Source organism: Azoarcus sp. KH32C (genome assembly GCF_000349945.1).
Taxonomy (GTDB): domain Bacteria; phylum Pseudomonadota; class Gammaproteobacteria; order Burkholderiales; family Rhodocyclaceae; genus Aromatoleum.
In genome coordinates, this window is the sequence record NC_020548.1 from 562,424 (window position 1) to 579,570 (window position 17,147).

The following is a 17,147-nucleotide window of genomic DNA, read 5'->3' on the forward strand; positions in this document are numbered from 1 at the left end:
GGGCTGCGATCAGGCCGCCTTGAGCATGCCGTGCGGGTCGAGGACGAATTTGCGCGGCGCGCCGCCGTCAAACTGGCGATAACCGTTCGGCGCCTCGTCCAGCGAGATCACGTTGACGTTCACGATCTCGGCGATCGGCAGGCGGTCCCACAGGATGGCCTGCATCAGATTGCGGTTGTACTTCATCACCGGGGTCTGGCCGGTATGGAAGGAGTGGGACTTGGCCCAGCCGAGGCCGAAGCGGATCGAAAGGTTGCCTCGCCTGGCTGCAGCGTCGATCGCGCCCGGATCGTCGGTCACGTACAGGCCCGGGATTCCGATGGCGCCGGCCACGCGGGTGACCTCCATCAGCGAATTGAGGACCGTGGCCGGCGCCTCTTCGTGGGAATGGGTACCGTGGCCATGCGCCTCGAAGCCGACGCAGTCGACCGCACAGTCGACTTCCGGGGTCCCGAGAATCGCCGCGATCTGCTCACCCAGCGACGCGTCGAGGGATAGATCGACGGTCTCGAAACCGACTGCACGGGCGTGGGCGAGGCGGTCCGGGTTCATGTCGCCGACAATGGTCACCGCCGCGCCCAGGAGCCTCGCCGCGCCGGCGGCGGCCATGCCGACCGGGCCAGCACCGGCGATGTAGACGGTCGAGCCCGGTTTCACCCCGGCGGTCACCGCGCCATGGTAGCCGGTGGGCAGAATATCGGACAGGCAGGTCAGGTCGCGGATCTTCTCCATCGCCCTGTCCTTGTCCGGAAATTTCAGCAGGTTGAAATCGGCGTACGGCACCATCACGTACTCGGCCTGGCCGCCGATCCAGCCGCCCATGTCGACATAGCCGTAGGCGCCGCCGGCGCGTGACGGGTTCACGTTCAGGCACACCCCGGTGTGCTGCTCCTTACATGTGGTGCAGCGGCCGCAGGCGACGTTGAACGGCACCGACACCAGGTCGCCGATCTTCAGCGTCTCGACATCGCGGCCGATCTCGACTACCTCGCCGGTGATCTCGTGGCCAAGCACCAGGCCCACCTCGGCGGTGGTGCGGCCGCGCACCATGTGCTGGTCGGAGCCGCAAATATTGGTTGTCACTACTTTAAGGATGACACCGTGGCCGATCGCGCGACCGCTCGGATCGACCATCTTTGGATAGTCGATGGATTGCACTTCGACATGTCCTTGCCCCAGATACACAACACCGCGATTTTCGCTCATTGTCTGCCTCCATATTCTCTGTGGGTTGCATGCGTGCCATGGCTAAAGCGTTGGCTGGCGCACTTCGCGACGGTAGACGCTAAGCTCTTCGACAACATGCCCCAACGCGTCATCGACCTGCCAATTCCCGACATGAAATAGCGCGGGTCTGCAGGACTTGTGCCGGGAGCCGGGGAGCACGGAACCGGTAGTCGCACGGGAAGCGGAGGGTCAGGTCTTGCGGCACAACAAGTGCATGATCCCAAGACCCTTACGACTGTGGATCAGATCGCCATCGACTTGCGCCAGCAGGTCGGGGAGCACTTACATGAACCGGCCCCTTGCGCGGGCGCCGGGGAATCTTCACCGCAAGCTGCGCCGCCCGGCGCGACATGCGGGTGTGGTCGGGCGCCGGAAGATGGCCAGCAGTACGCACTGCGGAAGGGACGTCGAAAGCTGCCGCTCGTCATCGCGGCCGCCCTAGCAACGGCGGCTTTGGAGCGACACGGCCGAACTGGCACCATCGGCCAAGAGCAGTCTTCCAGAAAAGTGCCCAACAGCGGCTAATGTGTACGCTTTTGTGTATGCAACTGACCTATACTGAGCAGGCCGCTTTTGACGAGGCGTTGTCCCCGAGTGAGGCTGCGGTCGTGGAACCAGAGGTCCGTCGCAACGCAGCTCAATTCCGAGTGCCGATGCTGGAAGCAGGCGCTGGAGTTATGCAGAAAAACTGTCTCTTGACAACAAGTTAGATTTCATATTGCCAGTACCGTATGTCAAACGATCTTTGGAGCATCTTTCTTAATTTAGTAGCGGCATTCATTTACGCGGGCATCGTCTGGCTGTGGAATCGGCGAGGCAACCGCCCTCCGCCTTCTCCGCCGATACAAACGCCACAACGACACGAAGAGGAGCTCACACCCGATCGTCGCGCCAAGAATCGGCAAGCTGCAGAGCGCGCCGCCTATAAGTTCATTTTTTACTTGGCCACTTTCGGGGCGCTCTATCTGTCAGTTACTATGCCGCCACTGTTCAAGGCGTTATTCGCAAAGACTGACGTAATGCTGAGTGACGCGAGGGTTATTGGTGAATCGCTACCAGCAATACCCGTCGGGAAGAGCTACCTGCAAGTGACGTTCTTTGGCGTCACAGCAGTGCTTTATTGGCCGTTGCTCATGCTCGCCGAACTCATCACCTCCCTGCTGTATCCACTCATCGATGCTTTTCGCCCTGTCAACGAGCGCATATGGTCTGCGACTACGATGCTCGTCTTCTATCTTTTCTGCATTCCGGTCGCTGCAACGTCCGTCTGGTTGTTTTACGAAAAGACTTTCCAAGATTCGTTCTTTACTGTGTTAATGGCTCTATTTGTTACCTTTGCCATTGGACAAGCGCAGGGCGGTCGTAGATGAAATCTAACAAGTCCGAACCGGACGGCCTATCGGCTGCCAATCGCCAGCCTACAGTCGACTGACTAGCCAAGATCTACCGCTCGCGCGCGGTTGGTCGCGTGAGTTGGCCGTTAATCATCGGGGCGATAATAATTCCGTGCCAACGTTGCTTCGCGCGCGGCGACCTAACGGAATGGGAGGTGAATATGAATTTCGAAAGAATGACTTTGAAGGGCTGGCAACAGTTTGCTGATATTGACATTGCTTTCCATCCTCGTGCGACCATCATTACAGGGGCAAACGGCAGCGGCAAGACTACGATCCTCTCCTTCTTAGCGAGGCATCGAGGGTGGCAGCAGTTTTCGCTTGCCACACCTAAAAACGACTTATTCAGCAAGACCCTCAAGTATTTATCCCTGGCGAGACTTTTCGGCAAGAATGAGAATTCAGACCGCTCGATCGGAACGCTGACGTACACAAATAAGTCGACCGCAACGTTTTCGGTGCCTGAGGCGGGAAGTGCTCAATACCAGGTGCAAATTCAGAACCAACAGCCAGCTAGGTTTTTCTATATACCGTCGCATCGCCAGACCTTCTCTTATAGACGTGTTGGGCAAATTAACACTAGCCGCAAAGAGAGACAGACGGCCTTCGACGAGATTCAAAACAATCAGATAAACCGGCATGCAGGTAACGGCGTCGAGCCGAGCAGCTTTCTTATGAAGAGCACACTCTTGGGTTGGATGATCAACGGCTACGGAGTACGCAGTCCAACTAAAACCATCATGCCTCCGGATCCGCAACAAGTGAGGAACTTCGAGGGTTTTCGGGACGTGCTGAGAGTTGTATTGCCGGAATCGCTTGGGTTCGAGGATCTCGAGGTCAGGGACTACGAGATTGTCTTTTGCTGCAACGGCGGTGCGGATGAATTTCTGTTAGAGACAGCCTCGGGTGGAATTTCAGCACTGATTGACATCGCGTGGCAGATCTTCATGTTCGACACTGACGCAAAAGAGCCATTTGCCGTCGTGATTGATGAGGTTGAAAATCACCTACACCCAAGTATGCAGCGGACGTTGCTGCCGAATCTGCTAAAGGCATTTCCGCATGCAAAATTCATCGTCACGACACACAGTCCACTAATCGTGACTTCGGTAGAGGATGCCAATGTTTATGCGCTTCGATACGATCACACCAAAAAGGTGCGCTCGCATCTGTTGGATTTCAAGAGCGAAGTCAAGAACGCAGTCGATGTACTAGACGAGGTACTTGGTGTATCAACGACCATACCTGCATGGGCTGTTGGCAAGCTTTCCAGCATTCTTGCGAGGCATGTGGCAAGTGATCCCACCACCGAGTCGTTAGCGGCATTGCGCACGGAGCTTAGGGACGCCGGCCTTGGGAGACTATTTCCAGATGCTGTGGCAAGAGTCGCGGAGGCACGTAAATGAGGCGGCTCCATCGTCCCCCGTGTCCGAACCCCGACGCCCTGCGAACAAATTACAAGCACCCTGACAACAAAGACGCGTTACTGCGTGCTTCGCACGGAAAATGCATGTACTGCGAGAGCCAAGTCGCACACATTTACTTCGGAGATGTTGAGCACATTCGACCAAAGGCCGAGGGGAAATACCCTCACCTGGAGTTCGAGTGGACCAATCTGGGCTATTGCTGCGCGCGGTGCAACAACGCAAAGAAGGACCAGTTTGACGAAACGTGTCCAGTGGTCGACCCTTACTCGGAAGATCCCGGCACCCATCTTCTCGCTTTCGGGACAACTGTTAGGCACAAAGCAGGAAGCGAACGCGGCGCTATCACAATAGCCACTACGGACCTAAATCGACCCGAACTTATCGAGAGGCGGGCCATTCGCTTGACGCAACTCCAAAACGCTTTGGACGCTTGCTATCGAACTTCGAGTGAGGCTATCCGAGCAACGCTGCTTGCTGCCTTGAAAGAGGAGGGAGCAGCGGATAAAGAGTTTTCCATGTTTGCGGCTGCCTTAATTAACGCCAATCAACCGGACGGAGCGTTGTAGGTGAGTCGCTCAATGCTGGTGAATTTTACTCAGCCAGATGCGAAAGCCTGCTACAACGGCTATTTAAAGATTCACGAGGACTGTCCGTTGCTGGCCAAGTGTGCTAGATCACGAACGGCGGCATTGTATCAACGAAACTCACAGAAGCACAGCACGCCTGAATGGCGGCTTCAGGGAAAACCGGATGGCGGCTTGGGGTCGAAAGTTCGAGTTCATCGCCCGGAGAAGCGGTCACTGACCGTCATCAGCGGCTGAACGGCGGATGACCGGCACATTCCCGCCCGACTCAGGCCATAAGGCCAACGGCCGTTCAGGCCGATTATGCAAAGTCGTCGATTATGGAAACCTGACTGCACGAAATGTGCTGCCAAGGCCGAGCAGGCGAAGGGCGGGCGCATATCATACTTGCCATAATTCCGTAGCTACATGGGGAGCCACCAACGCTTACCGCTGCCGATATCGTTGTGTTCCGGATCGACCGGGCTGTGCCCGCCACTGGGAGAACCAGGCAAATCGAGGTTGAGCGTTGTCTGGCAAACCGGAAAGCGGTTTGCGACTGTCACCTGCGCGACGCGTGTCGGCTCGGTTGGCGCTCGAAATTATGTTGAGCTTTTGCCCCGTCAGCAATCAACAGAGCCGCACTGACCAACGCTTCACATAAAGTTGCTCTCACGACTTGCCATAATCGACGACTTTGCATAATCGGCCTTATGGAAAGCTTTGCATAAGGCCGAAGTGCTGTCCGTGAGGGATCTCGGATTTTCCCGCCCGCGCATGTACGAGTGGCTGGCGCTGTACCGCGAAGGTGGACTTGGGGCACTGCGCGCTAAGCCGGTGCCGGGCGCCAAGCCCAAGCTCGATGGCAAGGCGCTCGACTGGCTGTACCGGACGATCACGCTGTCGAACCCGCAGCAGTTCAAATTCGAGTTCGCGCTGTCGACGCGGGCGACGGTTCGGGAACTGATCCGTACCCAGTTCAAGGTCGCAATGTCGGAGGTGAGCGTCGGGCGCCTGCTGCGCAAGCTGGGGTTGTCGCCGCAACGTCCGCTACCAGCCCCCTTTACGCCAGAATTTGGTCCGCAGACGTATACGTAAGCCCGAGCGCGTTCGCGACCGCTTCGTGTGTTACCAATCCAGCGTGAATATTCAGGCCGGCGCGCAAATGCCTGTCCTCAGCACAAGCCTTTCGCCACCCCTTGTTGGCCAACGCGAGAATGAAAGGCAATGTGGCGTTATTCAGCTCAAAGGTGGATGTCCGGGCAACAGCTCCTGGCATATTGGCCACGCAATAGTGAACGATGCCGTCCACAACGTAAGTCGGTTCAGCGTGAGTTGTCGCTTTCGAAGTCTCGGAACAGCCACCCTGATCGATTGCAACGTCCACGATCACGGCCCCCGGATTCATCTTTGTCAGCATCGAGCGCTTGATCAGTTTCGGCGCCGAAGCCCCCGGAAGTAGCACCGCACCGACAACCAAATCTGCATCCAGCACGGCGTTCTCAATTGCGTCGATGGACGCGTATAGGGTCGTCAAGCGGCCCTGGAATACATCGTCGAGATAACGCAGCCTTGGCAATGAGCGGTCGAGGACAGTCACATTCGCGCCTAGCCCCACTGCCATTTTCGCTGCGTTTGTTCCCACCACGCCGCCGCCGATTATCACTACCTTGCCTGCTTCGACGCCTGGGACTCCCCCTAACAGCACGCCTCGCCCACCGTTTGCCGTTTGCAGCGCCACGGCACCCACTTGAATCGCCATATGGCCCGCGAGCTCGCTCATTGGAGCGAGCAAGGGCAATCCTCCACCGTTATCCGTGATGGTTTCGTATGCGATGGCTGTGCAACCGGATTTCAGGAGCAGGTCCGTCTGCTGCGGATCAGGTGCGAGGTGGAGGTACGTGAAGAGCAATCGGTCCGGCCGCAATTGCATGCACTCTTCGGGCTGCGGTTCCTTGACCTTTACGATCATGTCCGCCATGGCAAAGATCGACCTAGCATCGGGAACGATGTCTGCGCCAGCATCGTGATACGCCACGTTGTCACATCCGATGCCGAGTCCAGCGCCGTCTTGGACAAGCACGTGATGCCCATGAGCCTTGGCCTCACGAACGGCACTTGGCGTCATACCGACACGAGATTCGTTGTTCTTGATCTCTTTAGGGACCCCGATCAGCATTTTTCAATTTCCTTTCGGTTACTGTAATTCGGACAAGCGGGGCCCAACGTCGCTCTGTGACTAGATTTCAGTGAATCGGCTCCGCGACGCGCTGCGCTAGATACTCCTGGTCGTCGGCTAAGATTTACTGCAATGCACCGACTTCACAGACTGGCTCACGCATGCTTCGGGACCTGGTCGCCGCCGGATTTCGCTGCCGTGCATTGCGCTGGACTGAAGCCTGAAGACAACGAGATAAAGTCCGGTAGCGACGATAAAGGCGGTTATCGATAGATAAAATGCGCCGACTGCCTTTCAATTCTTCATGATTTTCAGCGTCTGGATCGACGTGTACTCCTCCAGACCGTAGCGCCCGAACTCGACGCCGAGCCCCGACTGCTTGACGCCGCCGAATGGCGCATCGGGCTGGATCGCACCGTGTTCATTCACCCAAGCAGTGCCGCATTCGAGTTGCAGCGCGAGCGCGGCGGCCTTGGTGCGATCGTTCGACCAGATCGAGCCGCCGAGGCCGTTCTCGTTGGCGTTGGCGCGCGCGATGACTTCGTCGATATCCGAATAGCGGATCACCGGCAGCACCGGGCCGAACTGCTCCTCGTCGACCACTCGCATGCCGTCCTTCGCGTCGGCGATCACGGTCGGTTCGTAGAAATAGCCGTTGCCGGCGCGCGCCTTGCCGCCGGAGAGGATGCGTGCGCCGTTCGCGCGGGCGTCTTCGACGAGTTCGTGTACGAAGTCCATCTGGGTCTTGTTCTGCACCGGGCCGAGCTGGGTGCCTTCGACAAGGCCGTCGCCGACGATGGTATCGCGCGCGATGCGGGCGAGCTCTCCGACGAGCTCCTCGTAGATCGAGTCGTGCACATACAGGCGCTTCAAGCAGGCGCAGGTCTGGCCGTTGTTGTGGAAGCCGACGCCGAAGAGCTTCGGCGCGACCACCTTCGGATCGACGTCCGGCAGCACGATCCCCGCGTCGTTGCCGCCGAGTTCGAGCGTGAGCCGCTTCAGGTTGCCCGCGGCGTTCTGCATGATGTTCTTGCCGGTCGGCGTCGATCCGGTGAAGACGATCTTGTTGATGTCCGGGTGCCTGGCGATCGCCGAGCCAACGCCGCTCTCGCCGGTGACGATGTTGAGCACGCCGGGCGGCAGGATGCGGTTGGCAAGTTCGACGAAGCGGATCGTCGCAGTCGGCGTGAGGCCCGAGGGTTTGATGACGACGGTGTTGCCCGCGCGCAACGCCGGGATTACGTGCCAGATCGCGATCATCAGCGGCCAGTTCCACGGCGTAATCGAGGCGACGACCCCGAGCGGCTTGCGATGCACCTCGATGCGTGCCTCGTCGTTGTCCTGGATCACTTCGACCGGCAGCTCGAGATCGGCCGTGACGTGGGTCCAGGCAATTGCGCCGCCGACCTCCATGCCCGCGCCGATGCCGTTCAAGCCGCCCAGCGGTTTGCCGCTTTCCTTGGTGACGAGTTCCATCAGGGCGGGCATTTCCTCTTCGAGCGCCACGCCCAGCGCATGCAGCAGGTCCTGCCGGTGCTTGTCGGAAGTTCGGCTCCAGCCGGGGAAAGCCGCACGGGCCGCGGCAACCGCCTGATCGACGTGTGCGGGACCACCTGCCTGGACGCGGGCAAACGCTTGCCCGCTTGCCGGATTGATGACGTCGAAAGTGCTCTCGGCCTTCACCGGTAGGCCATCGATGATCATGTCGAATACTTGCATTGCATCTCCTCGCTTCGTTTTGTCGAAGATCTTGTTCAGTCACGTCTCATTGGGGGGCCACAATGCCGGCACGCGAAAAGAACACCACGTGGTTCGGATCGGAGGCGACGGCGGCGGTAAGCGACAGGCGGTCGGCACGCTGGCGCGCCTCGAAGCTGGAACCGGCGTCACGGCTTTCGAGCGTCAGGCCGTCAAGCCCGACCGCAAGTACCCGGTCTGCGAGCGGGACGATCGATGTGATGGAACTCTGCGTGCCGGTGGCGACCTTGTGCCAGCTGTCTCCACCGTCGGTACTGCGATAAAGGCTGCCGCGCAGGCCGGCGATCAGCAGCGTGCCGTCGGACAGGGACGTACCGCTCCAGAAGGAGCCCCGATAGCCGGTCGCCTGGTAGGACCAGGTTTGCCCGTGATCGTTGGAGTGCAGTACCGTGCCGCGTTCGCCGACGACGAAGAGTTCGCCCCGTCGATCCGCGAAGACGTGCATCAGGTTGCGGTCCGCACGGGTGTCATTGGGCGGAGGCGGCAGGCTGACCCTGTCCCAGGTCTTGCCGCCATCCACCGTCCTGAGCAGCAGCGACCAAAGTCCGACCGCGGTGCCATGCTGCGCGTCGGTGAAATGCACCGAGAAGAGCGGCCGGTCCTCGGACGTCTCCACGCGCTGACGGGTCCATGTTTCGCCGCCGTCGTCGGTATGCAGGATCACGCCCCAGTGACCGACCGCCCAGCCGTTGCGCTCGTCGGCAAACGACACGCCGGTCAGCGTCGCATTCACCGGCACTTTGGATGCCTGTCGCCAACTGCCTCCCTGGTCGTCCGACAGCAACACGACACCCCGATCTCCCACTGCCACGAGGCGCTGGCCAGCCTGCGTTGCCGCGAGGATCATTGATCGGCTCGCCGACGCGGACCGTTCGGCCGCGCGCGGCACGACGCCTGCGCCTTCACCTGCAAGCGCCGGCATCGCCATCGACAGTGCCGCGATGATCGCCGCCGACGTTGCACCGAGCATCATTCGATATTTTTTCATCATGAATCTCCGCTCAGTGCGCGAGGATACCGGGCGCACGCACCGCCCCCCGACGGGGAAACAGCCGTTCGAGCCAAACGGCGAGCGCCGGCAGTGCCGTCATCGCCATCACCATGTTGACCATGAACATGAAGGCGAGCAGCTTGCCCATGTCGGCCTGGAACTTGAGCTCCGAGAACATCCACGTCGCAACCCCCACGGCAAGCGTGATCGCCGTGAAGATCGTGGCCGTGCCGACCTCGAGAATCGCGTGTTCGAGCGCCTTCACGATGTTCTGCCCTTGGGCGAGGTGCAGCTGCAGCCGGTTGTAGATGTAGAAGGCGTAATCGACGCCGATCCCGACCGCCAGCACCATCACCGGCAGTGTCGCGACCGTCAGTCCGATCTCCAGCTCCTTCATGAACCAGTAGCCGATGAAGGTGCCCACCGTCAGCGGCAGGCAGCACGCGATCACGGCGCGGAAGTCGCGATACACGAGTGCAACGAGGATGACGATCGCCGCATACACGTAGAGCATCATCGGCAGCTCCGACTTGTGTACTTCCTCGTTCACCGCCGCCTGCACGCCGGCGTTGCCCGACGCGAGACGAATGCGGATGCCCTCCTCGCGATCGCGCTCGCGGAAAGCCTTGACCTCGTGGATCACGCGCTCGATCGTCGTCGCCTTGTGATCGGTCAGGAACAGGTGCACCGCGGTCATGCTGCAGTCCTTGTTCATGAAGCCGCGCACCCGCCCGATCTCGGTCGCGAGCGACGCGTAGTTGCCGGGATCGATCGGCACCACCGACATCTTCGGATTGCCTTCGTTGTAGCCCTGGTTGTAGGTCCGAAGCTGGCCGGAGAACGACAGCGCCGACAGCACTCCCGGCACATACTGCATCGCCGCGACGAAGCGATCCTGGTAGAGGCCGACGGAGACGTTCTCGCAGGACTCGGGCGGCGCTTCGAAGATCACCGACAGCCAGTCGAGCCCGGTGTCGTAGCTGCCCGAGATCGCGACCGCGTCGCGATTGAACCGTGCCTCCGGCCGCAGCTCCGGCGCGCCGGGCTGGACGGTGCCGACGACGCGATCGCTGCTCTGCCAGACGGCCAGGGCGAACACGGCGGCCGTGATCCCGATGACGACTGCCGCGTTGCGCGGCTCCGCGACGCGCGCCAATGCGCGCAGCCAGGTGGAGCGCCGCTCGCGCTTGAGCATTGCCCGGTCGGCGTAGTCCTTCGTGAAGTGGCACAGCGATGCCGCGAGCGGCAGCATCACCAGGTTCGTGACGATCTTGTAGCCCACGCCCAGCGATGCCGTGATCGCGAGCTCCCGCACCATCGGGATCGGGATCAGCACGAGCGTCACGAAGGAGACGAAGGCCGTGACGAGCGCCAGCGTGCCGGGGATCAACAAGCCGGTGAAGCTCGCGCGAGCAGCTTCCTCCGTCGTCCTGCCGTGCGAGAGTTCGCGCACGATGAAGTTGATCTGCTGCACCCCATGCGAGACGCCGATCGCGAACACGAGGAAGGGCACCAGCACGGCCAGGGGATCGAGGCCGTAGCCCAACAGCTTCAGGGTCCCGAACTGCCAGACCAATGAAGTCAGCGAGCAGAGGATCGGCAGCAGCGTGAATCGCACGGACTGGCAGTACCAGTACACCGCGAGCGCGGTCAGGACGAGTGCGATCGCGCAGAACTCCAGCACGGCGGAAGCCCCGTCGGCGATGTCCCCGATCTGCTTCGCGAAGCCGATGATCTGGATCTCGAAGTCCGCGTCCTCGAACTTGCTGCGCAGCTGCTCTTCGAGAATGCGGTTGTACGCAACATAATCGATCCGATGGCCGTCGCGGTCGTGCTCGAGCAGTTCCGCGACGATCATCGCGCTCGTCTGATCGCGCGCAATGAGCGTACCGACAAAGCCGCCCTGGCTCGCCGCCCGCTGGATAGCCGCGATGACGTCGCCAGTCAGGTCCTTCGGCGTGATCGTTCCGGCAATCAGCGGATCGGCCCGAAAGCCTTCCTCGGTGATCTCGTTGACGAAGGAGTTTGGCGTCCATAGCGATTGCACGCCCAGCCGGTCGACGTTCGGCAGGAAGCTCACCGCCTGTGTCACTTCATACAGACGGCCTAGCGCGGCCTGCGTCCAGATCGTGCCTTTGCGCGCCTTCACGACGATGTTCAGTCGGTTGGCGCCCAGCACGTCGTCGCGGTACTGGTTGAAAGTCTGGATGTACTCGTGCCCGACCGGCATCTGTTTTTCGAAGCCGGCGTCCATGCGCAACTGCAGCGCAAACCAGCCCATGAGGGCGGTGAACAGCCCGAGCACGAGGAGAATGCTGCGGCGACGCCGGAAGCAGACCGCCTCCAGCCGCCGCAAGCTGCGCGTGAGAAAGCCGTCGACCTCGTCGACGCTGAGTGGATTCAACATGATCTTGTAGTGCTTCTCTGTGGGGTTTTGGGGCGCCACGCGTCAGAAATTGCGCGAGATGAAGCCGCCGATGAAGTCGCGGTCGCGGAAGGGCGAGCTGACCGGCATGTCGCCGCCCCAGAACTTCGTGTAGTTGATGCCCGCCTGCCAGGTCGCCGGATTGCGGTTGAACAACACATAGAAGTTCGCCGACTTCGCGCCCTCCATCCAGTTCGCCATGAAGTTCGGCGTGTTGCCCTTTACCGCGTGCGAGAAGAAGACGCCCGGAATCACCTGCCAGCCTGGAATCAGCGTGCTGTCGTAGGTCAGGCTGAAATCGAACATGTAGCCCCAGGAGAGCTCGTCGCCAACACCCTTGAACGCGCCGTTCGAATCGAGATAGGTCCACGCGCCCGCCGCCGGCAACTGCTGATAGGTCACGCCGTTGCGTGTGCGGGTAAAGACCTTGTTCGAATTCACGCCGGGATAGGCGATCGCGACCGCCTCACCGAGGAAGGTACCGGTCTGCGCACCGACGAGGTCGAGGAACCAGCCATGGTCGCTCGGTGTGAGGCTGAGAATGCCGGTCAGGTGGAACTGGTAGCGTTCCTTGTCGATCGATCCGTTGCATTGATCGACGGCCGCGAGCCCGCCGGTAGCGGGGTCGAGACAGACGCTCGTCGACACGGCGTCCTTCGGACGGTACGAAAGCTCCGCGCCGACGGCCCAGTTCCCGATCGACGTGTTCGCGCTGACGCCATACAGCTCCCTATCCTCGAGGAAGTACACCTTCGTCGTGTTCTGGGCATTCCAGTACTGGAAGTTGGGCGTCTTGTCGTGGAAGCGTTGGTAGTACAGGCCGAAATCGGTGTCCCAGCCTTCCGGCCGGAACTTCAGCGATAGGCCGTACTGGCCGCCGTTGCGCGGATCGATGTCCTTCCCGACCCGCATGGCCTCGCCGGAAGCCAGCATCGATGCGCGCGCAGCCTGCAGCGACTGGCCGAAGAGCGGATCGCCCGCGGTGCGGATACGGCTCGCGGCGTCCGGTGTGAAATAGAGCAGGTTGTCCCGGCCCTTGTCGAAGGTGTCGCCCATCGAGAAGTAGGTGCCAGACGGCGGGAACTCGTACTGCTTCCATTGGAACTGGTAATAGGCCTCCAGGTTCACGCCCCGGCCGAGGCCGCTCGCCACACTCACCATCGGCGACGGCAAAAAGGCCTCCTTCAACTGGACGCCGGGCGACGACAGCCGCTGCAAGTCCATCGCGACGTTGGAATTGATGCCGCCGACCATGAACAGGCTCTCGCCCCAGCTCACGACCTGATTCCCGAGCCGCACCCGCCCGCGCTGGTCGCCGACGTTGAATTCCTTGCTGACCCACAAGTCATAGAGGCGCGCATAGCGCCCGACCGCGCGCTTCGCCTCGCTGTCGAGATCGGTACGCGCGGTGTCGTCCGCAACGAAGTCGTAGAGCCAGCCGACGCGCCCCATGAACTTCCATTCGTCGGGGAAGTTCAGCAGCAATTCGTGCGAGCCCTTCAGGTGCGTCGTGAAGAAATCGCCCTTGTTGTAGTTGAGGTTGCCGTCATCGGCGTTGCCCCACTGCACGGTGTTGGCTCGCGCGCCGCAGCCCGTCGACGGGTCGCCGACGTGGTCGCAACGCTGGCTTTCGACGCGCTGGCCGAAGCCGAGCGTCAGGGTCGAATCGAAAGATCCCTTGACCGAATCAGTCTCGAACTGGAACGCGTGCGCCGCCGGGGCGCAGAGGCCCGCCATGGCGAGACCCAGCACCGTCCGCTTCAGATGCATGCTCATCTTTTTTTCCTATGTCGGATTGCCCGAACGGGCGGAAGAGTCAGCGGTCGCTGATCGCGCGGAGGTTGTCCGGCGTGTAGAAGTCGTCGCGGTATTTGGGATCGTTCGGCTCGGTCGCCCACATCATGTCCTGGCCAGCCCCGAGGGACGCTTGGTCGTACAGCACGCGCCCGGAGGCGAGGTCGTACTGGACGAAGGCAGGGTTGTCGCAGGCGCCGGTCTCGGCCACCGGAATCAGGAAGCTCTCGCGGACCTTCCAGAGCTTGCCTTGAGCGTCGTAGTCTTCCGCCGACATCAGCGCCCACGAGTCTTCATCCACGTAAAAGCGGCGCTTCGGTGCGACGTGGCGCACCCCGTCCTTCACCGTGGCCTCGATGACCCACACGCGGTGGAGCTCATAGCGCGTCGCCTTCGAATCGACGCCATCCGGAGTGACGACCTTGCGACGGTCGACCGCCGGGTCGTACATGCCGAAGGCGTTGTAGGCGACGTACATCTCCTTCTTGCCGACGAGCTTCCAGTCGAAACGATCGGGAGGTCCGTTGAATACCCGCGGCTCGTCCATCGTGTATTGGTTTTCGAAGCCGATCTGTGGCGCATCGTAGGAATAACTTGGCATGCGGCGCACACGGCGCTGACCAGGGAAGTAGTAGAAGGTGTCGCCCGTCTTGTTCGTGTACATTGTCACGACCAAAGCTTGGCCGGCCAGGGCCGTCGGCGACGTGTACGCGAAATAGGTGTTGTACTCGATCGGTGGCAGGTCACTGAGCTTGTGCGTGCCTTTACCTCCCCAAGGGTATTGGTAGCTTTGGGTCGACCTCGCCTCGATCCAGTCTCCCCCACTTGCACGCGGCGAAAGCATGGTCCAAAGGGACGGGAACGTGATGCCTGCGCCGGCGTACTTCATCTTGGAATTCCACAGGACCTCGATGCCGCTCTTCGGCACCGGGAAGGGAATGCCCGGGACCATCGCCTCGGCAAGGCTCCAGCCGTCACTGCCGATCTTCGCCATGGCGGTGTTCTTCTTCGTGTTCTCCAGGACGAAGTCCGGCGCAGAGCAGTAGCGGCGGGTCGGGTAGACGTCGAGCCGGTAGCTCTTCAGCGTCTTAAGCAGGGCGTGCTGTCCTTCGCTGAGCTTGTCGGCGTATTTCTCGGCGTTCGACGCGTCAATCGTGAAGAGCGGCTTGTCGTCCTTGTACTTGAAGAAGCTCACGCGCGGCTTTCCTTGCGCCCAGCCCGGATTGAGAGCGCCACCGTCCTGCCACGCGGGAATCGTGTTGTCCTTGTTTGCGGCCTTCTCCCCTCCCAGCGGGGTCAGTTCCTTGCCGAGCCGCTCGGCATCCTGGTGGGGCGCCGCGAGCGCAGCGCTGGCAGCGACGGCCAGCGACAACACGCTCAACATGTGTACAGATTTCATCTCTTGTCTCCTCGCATCGGTGTGCGTTGTTTTCGCTGCCATCCTCCTTGGTTAGAGGGGATGGTCAGTCTTGAGCGCCATTCTCCGAAATCCCTGAATCACTGCCTATCGACCGAAAGTATGAGAGTGCACCGTGAATAATTTCGCTTCATCCGCGCTCGAAAGAATTTCTCATACTTCTGGTCGATTTTCGCCGCTCCCGATATTTGAAAACATAGGCGCTCCTTTCCCATATTGGAATCGGCTCGAATTACGTCGAACTGCAAGAAACGCAAAGTGCAAGTATTGATATTGCGATGCGAAATTCTAGAGAACCCGAATCTTTCGAGATGCCATGGAGACTGTCGTGACGAATGCTTCTGAATGGATCCCGGTTGGCGCCCTTGGTGATGCCTTCCTGCCCGAAAATAACTGCTTGCCTCCGATTTCAGATCTGGCGGGACGTAGCTTCACCCTTTACTTCGAGGATGGCTGGATCATCGAGCATCGATTCATTGACGGCGACCGCCTGTCGTGGCGGCTGATCGAAGGGGAGAGCGACTCGCGGCAGGGGGATGAACGCTACGTGGCAACCCGGCTTCGCGAAGACATCTATTTCGTTGATTTCATCAAGTGCGGAGAGCGTGCCACCACTGTTTCCCTAGTAATGGATCTGCGTCGCAACGTCTTTATTGCCGTGATCGGCGAGCTGCCCGTGGCCGAGGAGTCCCTGACCCCCTTCATTACCCGCATTGCGCAAGACAAGGAGTTAACCTCCGTTAACGCAGTCTTCCGGCGCGGGACCATCAATTCGCCCCTGACCGGGGATGTGGTCTTGCCTGAAGTTACCCGGGATCTGTTGGGCAAGCGGGTAGAGTATCGGTACAGCCGGCTCGAGAACTACGAACACATCTATTTGAACGATCGCTACTACACGTGGCGCTGTATCGAGGGATCGGAAAAGGGTCTGACCGATACCGACGCGTGCCATTATTACAAGATCGAAGACAACCTCTACCTGTTCGTCTGGCGGGAGAAGATCGTTCCGACACTCGGCGTCATTATGGTTGACCTCGACGCGATGAAAACTACGGGCAAGATCGCCGGTTACGAAGCCAACGATTTCGGTCGCGTACGCAACTTCACCGTCGGCGCGCGCGTTCGCATAATCTCCGTAGTACCGGCTCAATGAGCGCCGGATCTTCTGGTTCTCTGGCCGGGAAAGTCGCCGTAGTGACTGGCGGCGGCACCGGCATCGGTGCCGCCTGCGTTCGTCGCTTGGCGGCACAGGGGGCTACCGTTGGCGTGCTGGGCCGCCGTCGTGCGTTGGTTGAAGCGGTTGCAGCCGAGCATAGTGGCTTTGCGCTGGTCGCCGACGCCGGCAGGGAGGAGGACATGAAAACGGCAATGGCAACTGTACTCGATCGTCATGGCCGCCTCGACATGCTCATCGCCAATGCAGGGGGCTTCGGACAGGGAAGTTGCAGCGATACGGAACTCGCTGATTGGCACAAGGCTTTCGAAGCGAATCTGAATACCGCTTTCGTCAGCGCCAAGGAGTCCCTGCCGCTGTTGATTCGACAGCGGGGAGCAATTGTTCTCGTCGCCTCAATTGCCGCCCTGGCGGCCGGACCAAAGGTTTGCGGATACACGACATTCAAGCATGCCCTGATCGGGCTGTCGCGTTCGCTGGCAAGAGACTATGGTCCATACGGCGTTCGCACTAATGTAGTTTGCCCCGGGTGGGTGCGAACCCCAATGGCCGATGAGGAAATGCAAGCGCTGATGGTACAGCACGGCCTGACACTCGACGAGGCCTACGCCCGCGTTACGGCCGATGTGCCGCTGCGGCGCCCCGCCGATCCGGCCGAAATTGCCGAGGTATGCGCCTTCCTAGTATCGCCGGCGGCATCCATGGTAACCGGTGCCGTGCTGACTGCCGATGGCGGAGCGACCATCGTCGATGTGCCCACCTTGGCGTTTGCTTCGTGATTCGAGGGCCATCGACGAC

13 protein-coding genes are annotated in these 17,147 nt (G+C 60.4%); 6 read left to right on the forward strand and 7 right to left on the reverse strand.

The window, feature by feature from the left end; translation table 11 throughout:
• Positions 1-9: 9 nt before the first annotated feature.
• Entirely contained in the window at positions 10-1,206 is a 1,197-nt protein-coding gene (gene fdhA / locus AZKH_RS25335) for a formaldehyde dehydrogenase, glutathione-independent (RefSeq protein WP_015452168.1), read from the reverse strand.
• A 752-nt stretch (positions 1,207-1,958) separates the two neighbouring features.
• On the opposite strand from fdhA, the gene AZKH_RS25340 reads away from it, so the two are divergent.
• The 4 genes from AZKH_RS25340 (at position 1,959) to AZKH_RS25355 (ending at position 5,709) form a co-directional block, all read left to right on the forward strand.
• Complete coding sequence (locus AZKH_RS25340; RefSeq protein ID WP_041657959.1) at positions 1,959-2,597, forward strand: hypothetical protein; 639 nt, start codon at positions 1,959-1,961, stop codon at positions 2,595-2,597.
• 185 nt (positions 2,598-2,782) lie between these two features.
• On the forward strand, positions 2,783-4,027 hold the full coding sequence (locus AZKH_RS25345) for an AAA family ATPase (protein WP_041657961.1): 1,245 nt from the start codon (positions 2,783-2,785) through the stop codon (positions 4,025-4,027).
• A 104-nt stretch (positions 4,028-4,131) separates the two neighbouring features.
• Positions 4,132-4,614: an HNH endonuclease gene (locus tag AZKH_RS25350; RefSeq protein WP_231874601.1), complete on the forward strand. Its 483-nt coding sequence runs from the start codon at positions 4,132-4,134 to the stop codon at positions 4,612-4,614.
• A gap of 720 nt (positions 4,615-5,334) precedes the next feature.
• Positions 5,335-5,709, forward strand: coding sequence for a winged helix-turn-helix domain-containing protein (locus AZKH_RS25355; RefSeq protein ID WP_015452171.1), 375 nt, complete (start codon positions 5,335-5,337; stop codon positions 5,707-5,709).
• Here the strand turns inward: AZKH_RS25355 and ald are convergent.
• The 6 genes from ald to AZKH_RS25385 all read right to left on the reverse strand — a co-directional run bounded on the left by ald (position 5,675) and on the right by AZKH_RS25385 (position 15,157).
• Positions 5,675-6,790, reverse strand: a complete 1,116-nt coding sequence (gene ald / locus AZKH_RS25360) for an alanine dehydrogenase (RefSeq protein ID WP_015452172.1) — start codon at positions 6,788-6,790, stop codon at positions 5,675-5,677. The two genes, AZKH_RS25355 and ald, sit on opposite strands and share 35 nt — an antisense overlap.
• A 294-nt stretch (positions 6,791-7,084) precedes the next feature.
• Positions 7,085-8,509 (reverse strand): aldehyde dehydrogenase family protein, encoded by a 1,425-nt coding sequence (locus AZKH_RS25365; RefSeq protein WP_015452173.1) that lies wholly within the window; start codon positions 8,507-8,509, stop codon positions 7,085-7,087.
• Between the two features lie 46 nt (positions 8,510-8,555).
• Positions 8,556-9,536 carry a YCF48-related protein gene (locus AZKH_RS25370; protein ID WP_041658174.1) on the reverse strand — a complete coding sequence of 327 codons (981 nt, stop codon included), beginning with the start codon at positions 9,534-9,536 and terminating at the stop codon, positions 8,556-8,558.
• 13 nt (positions 9,537-9,549) lie between these two features.
• A complete protein-coding gene (locus AZKH_RS25375; RefSeq protein ID WP_041657963.1) occupies positions 9,550-11,946 on the reverse strand; it encodes an RND family transporter in 2,397 nt (798 codons plus the stop codon).
• A gap of 42 nt (positions 11,947-11,988) precedes the next feature.
• Positions 11,989-13,740, reverse strand: a complete 1,752-nt coding sequence (locus AZKH_RS25380) for a DUF1302 domain-containing protein (protein ID WP_015452176.1) — start codon at positions 13,738-13,740, stop codon at positions 11,989-11,991.
• Between the two features lie 40 nt (positions 13,741-13,780).
• On the reverse strand, positions 13,781-15,157 hold the full coding sequence (locus AZKH_RS25385) for a DUF1329 domain-containing protein (protein ID WP_015452177.1): 1,377 nt from the start codon (positions 15,155-15,157) through the stop codon (positions 13,781-13,783).
• Between the two features lie 334 nt (positions 15,158-15,491).
• Between AZKH_RS25385 and AZKH_RS25390 the strand changes: the two genes are divergently transcribed.
• Complete coding sequence (locus AZKH_RS25390) at positions 15,492-16,328, forward strand: molybdenum cofactor biosynthesis F family protein (RefSeq protein ID WP_015452178.1); 837 nt, start codon at positions 15,492-15,494, stop codon at positions 16,326-16,328.
• Complete coding sequence (locus AZKH_RS25395; protein WP_015452179.1) at positions 16,325-17,128, forward strand: SDR family NAD(P)-dependent oxidoreductase; 804 nt, start codon at positions 16,325-16,327, stop codon at positions 17,126-17,128. The genes AZKH_RS25390 and AZKH_RS25395 overlap by 4 nt, the downstream gene beginning before the upstream one ends.
• The last annotated feature ends 19 nt before the right edge of the window (positions 17,129-17,147 follow it).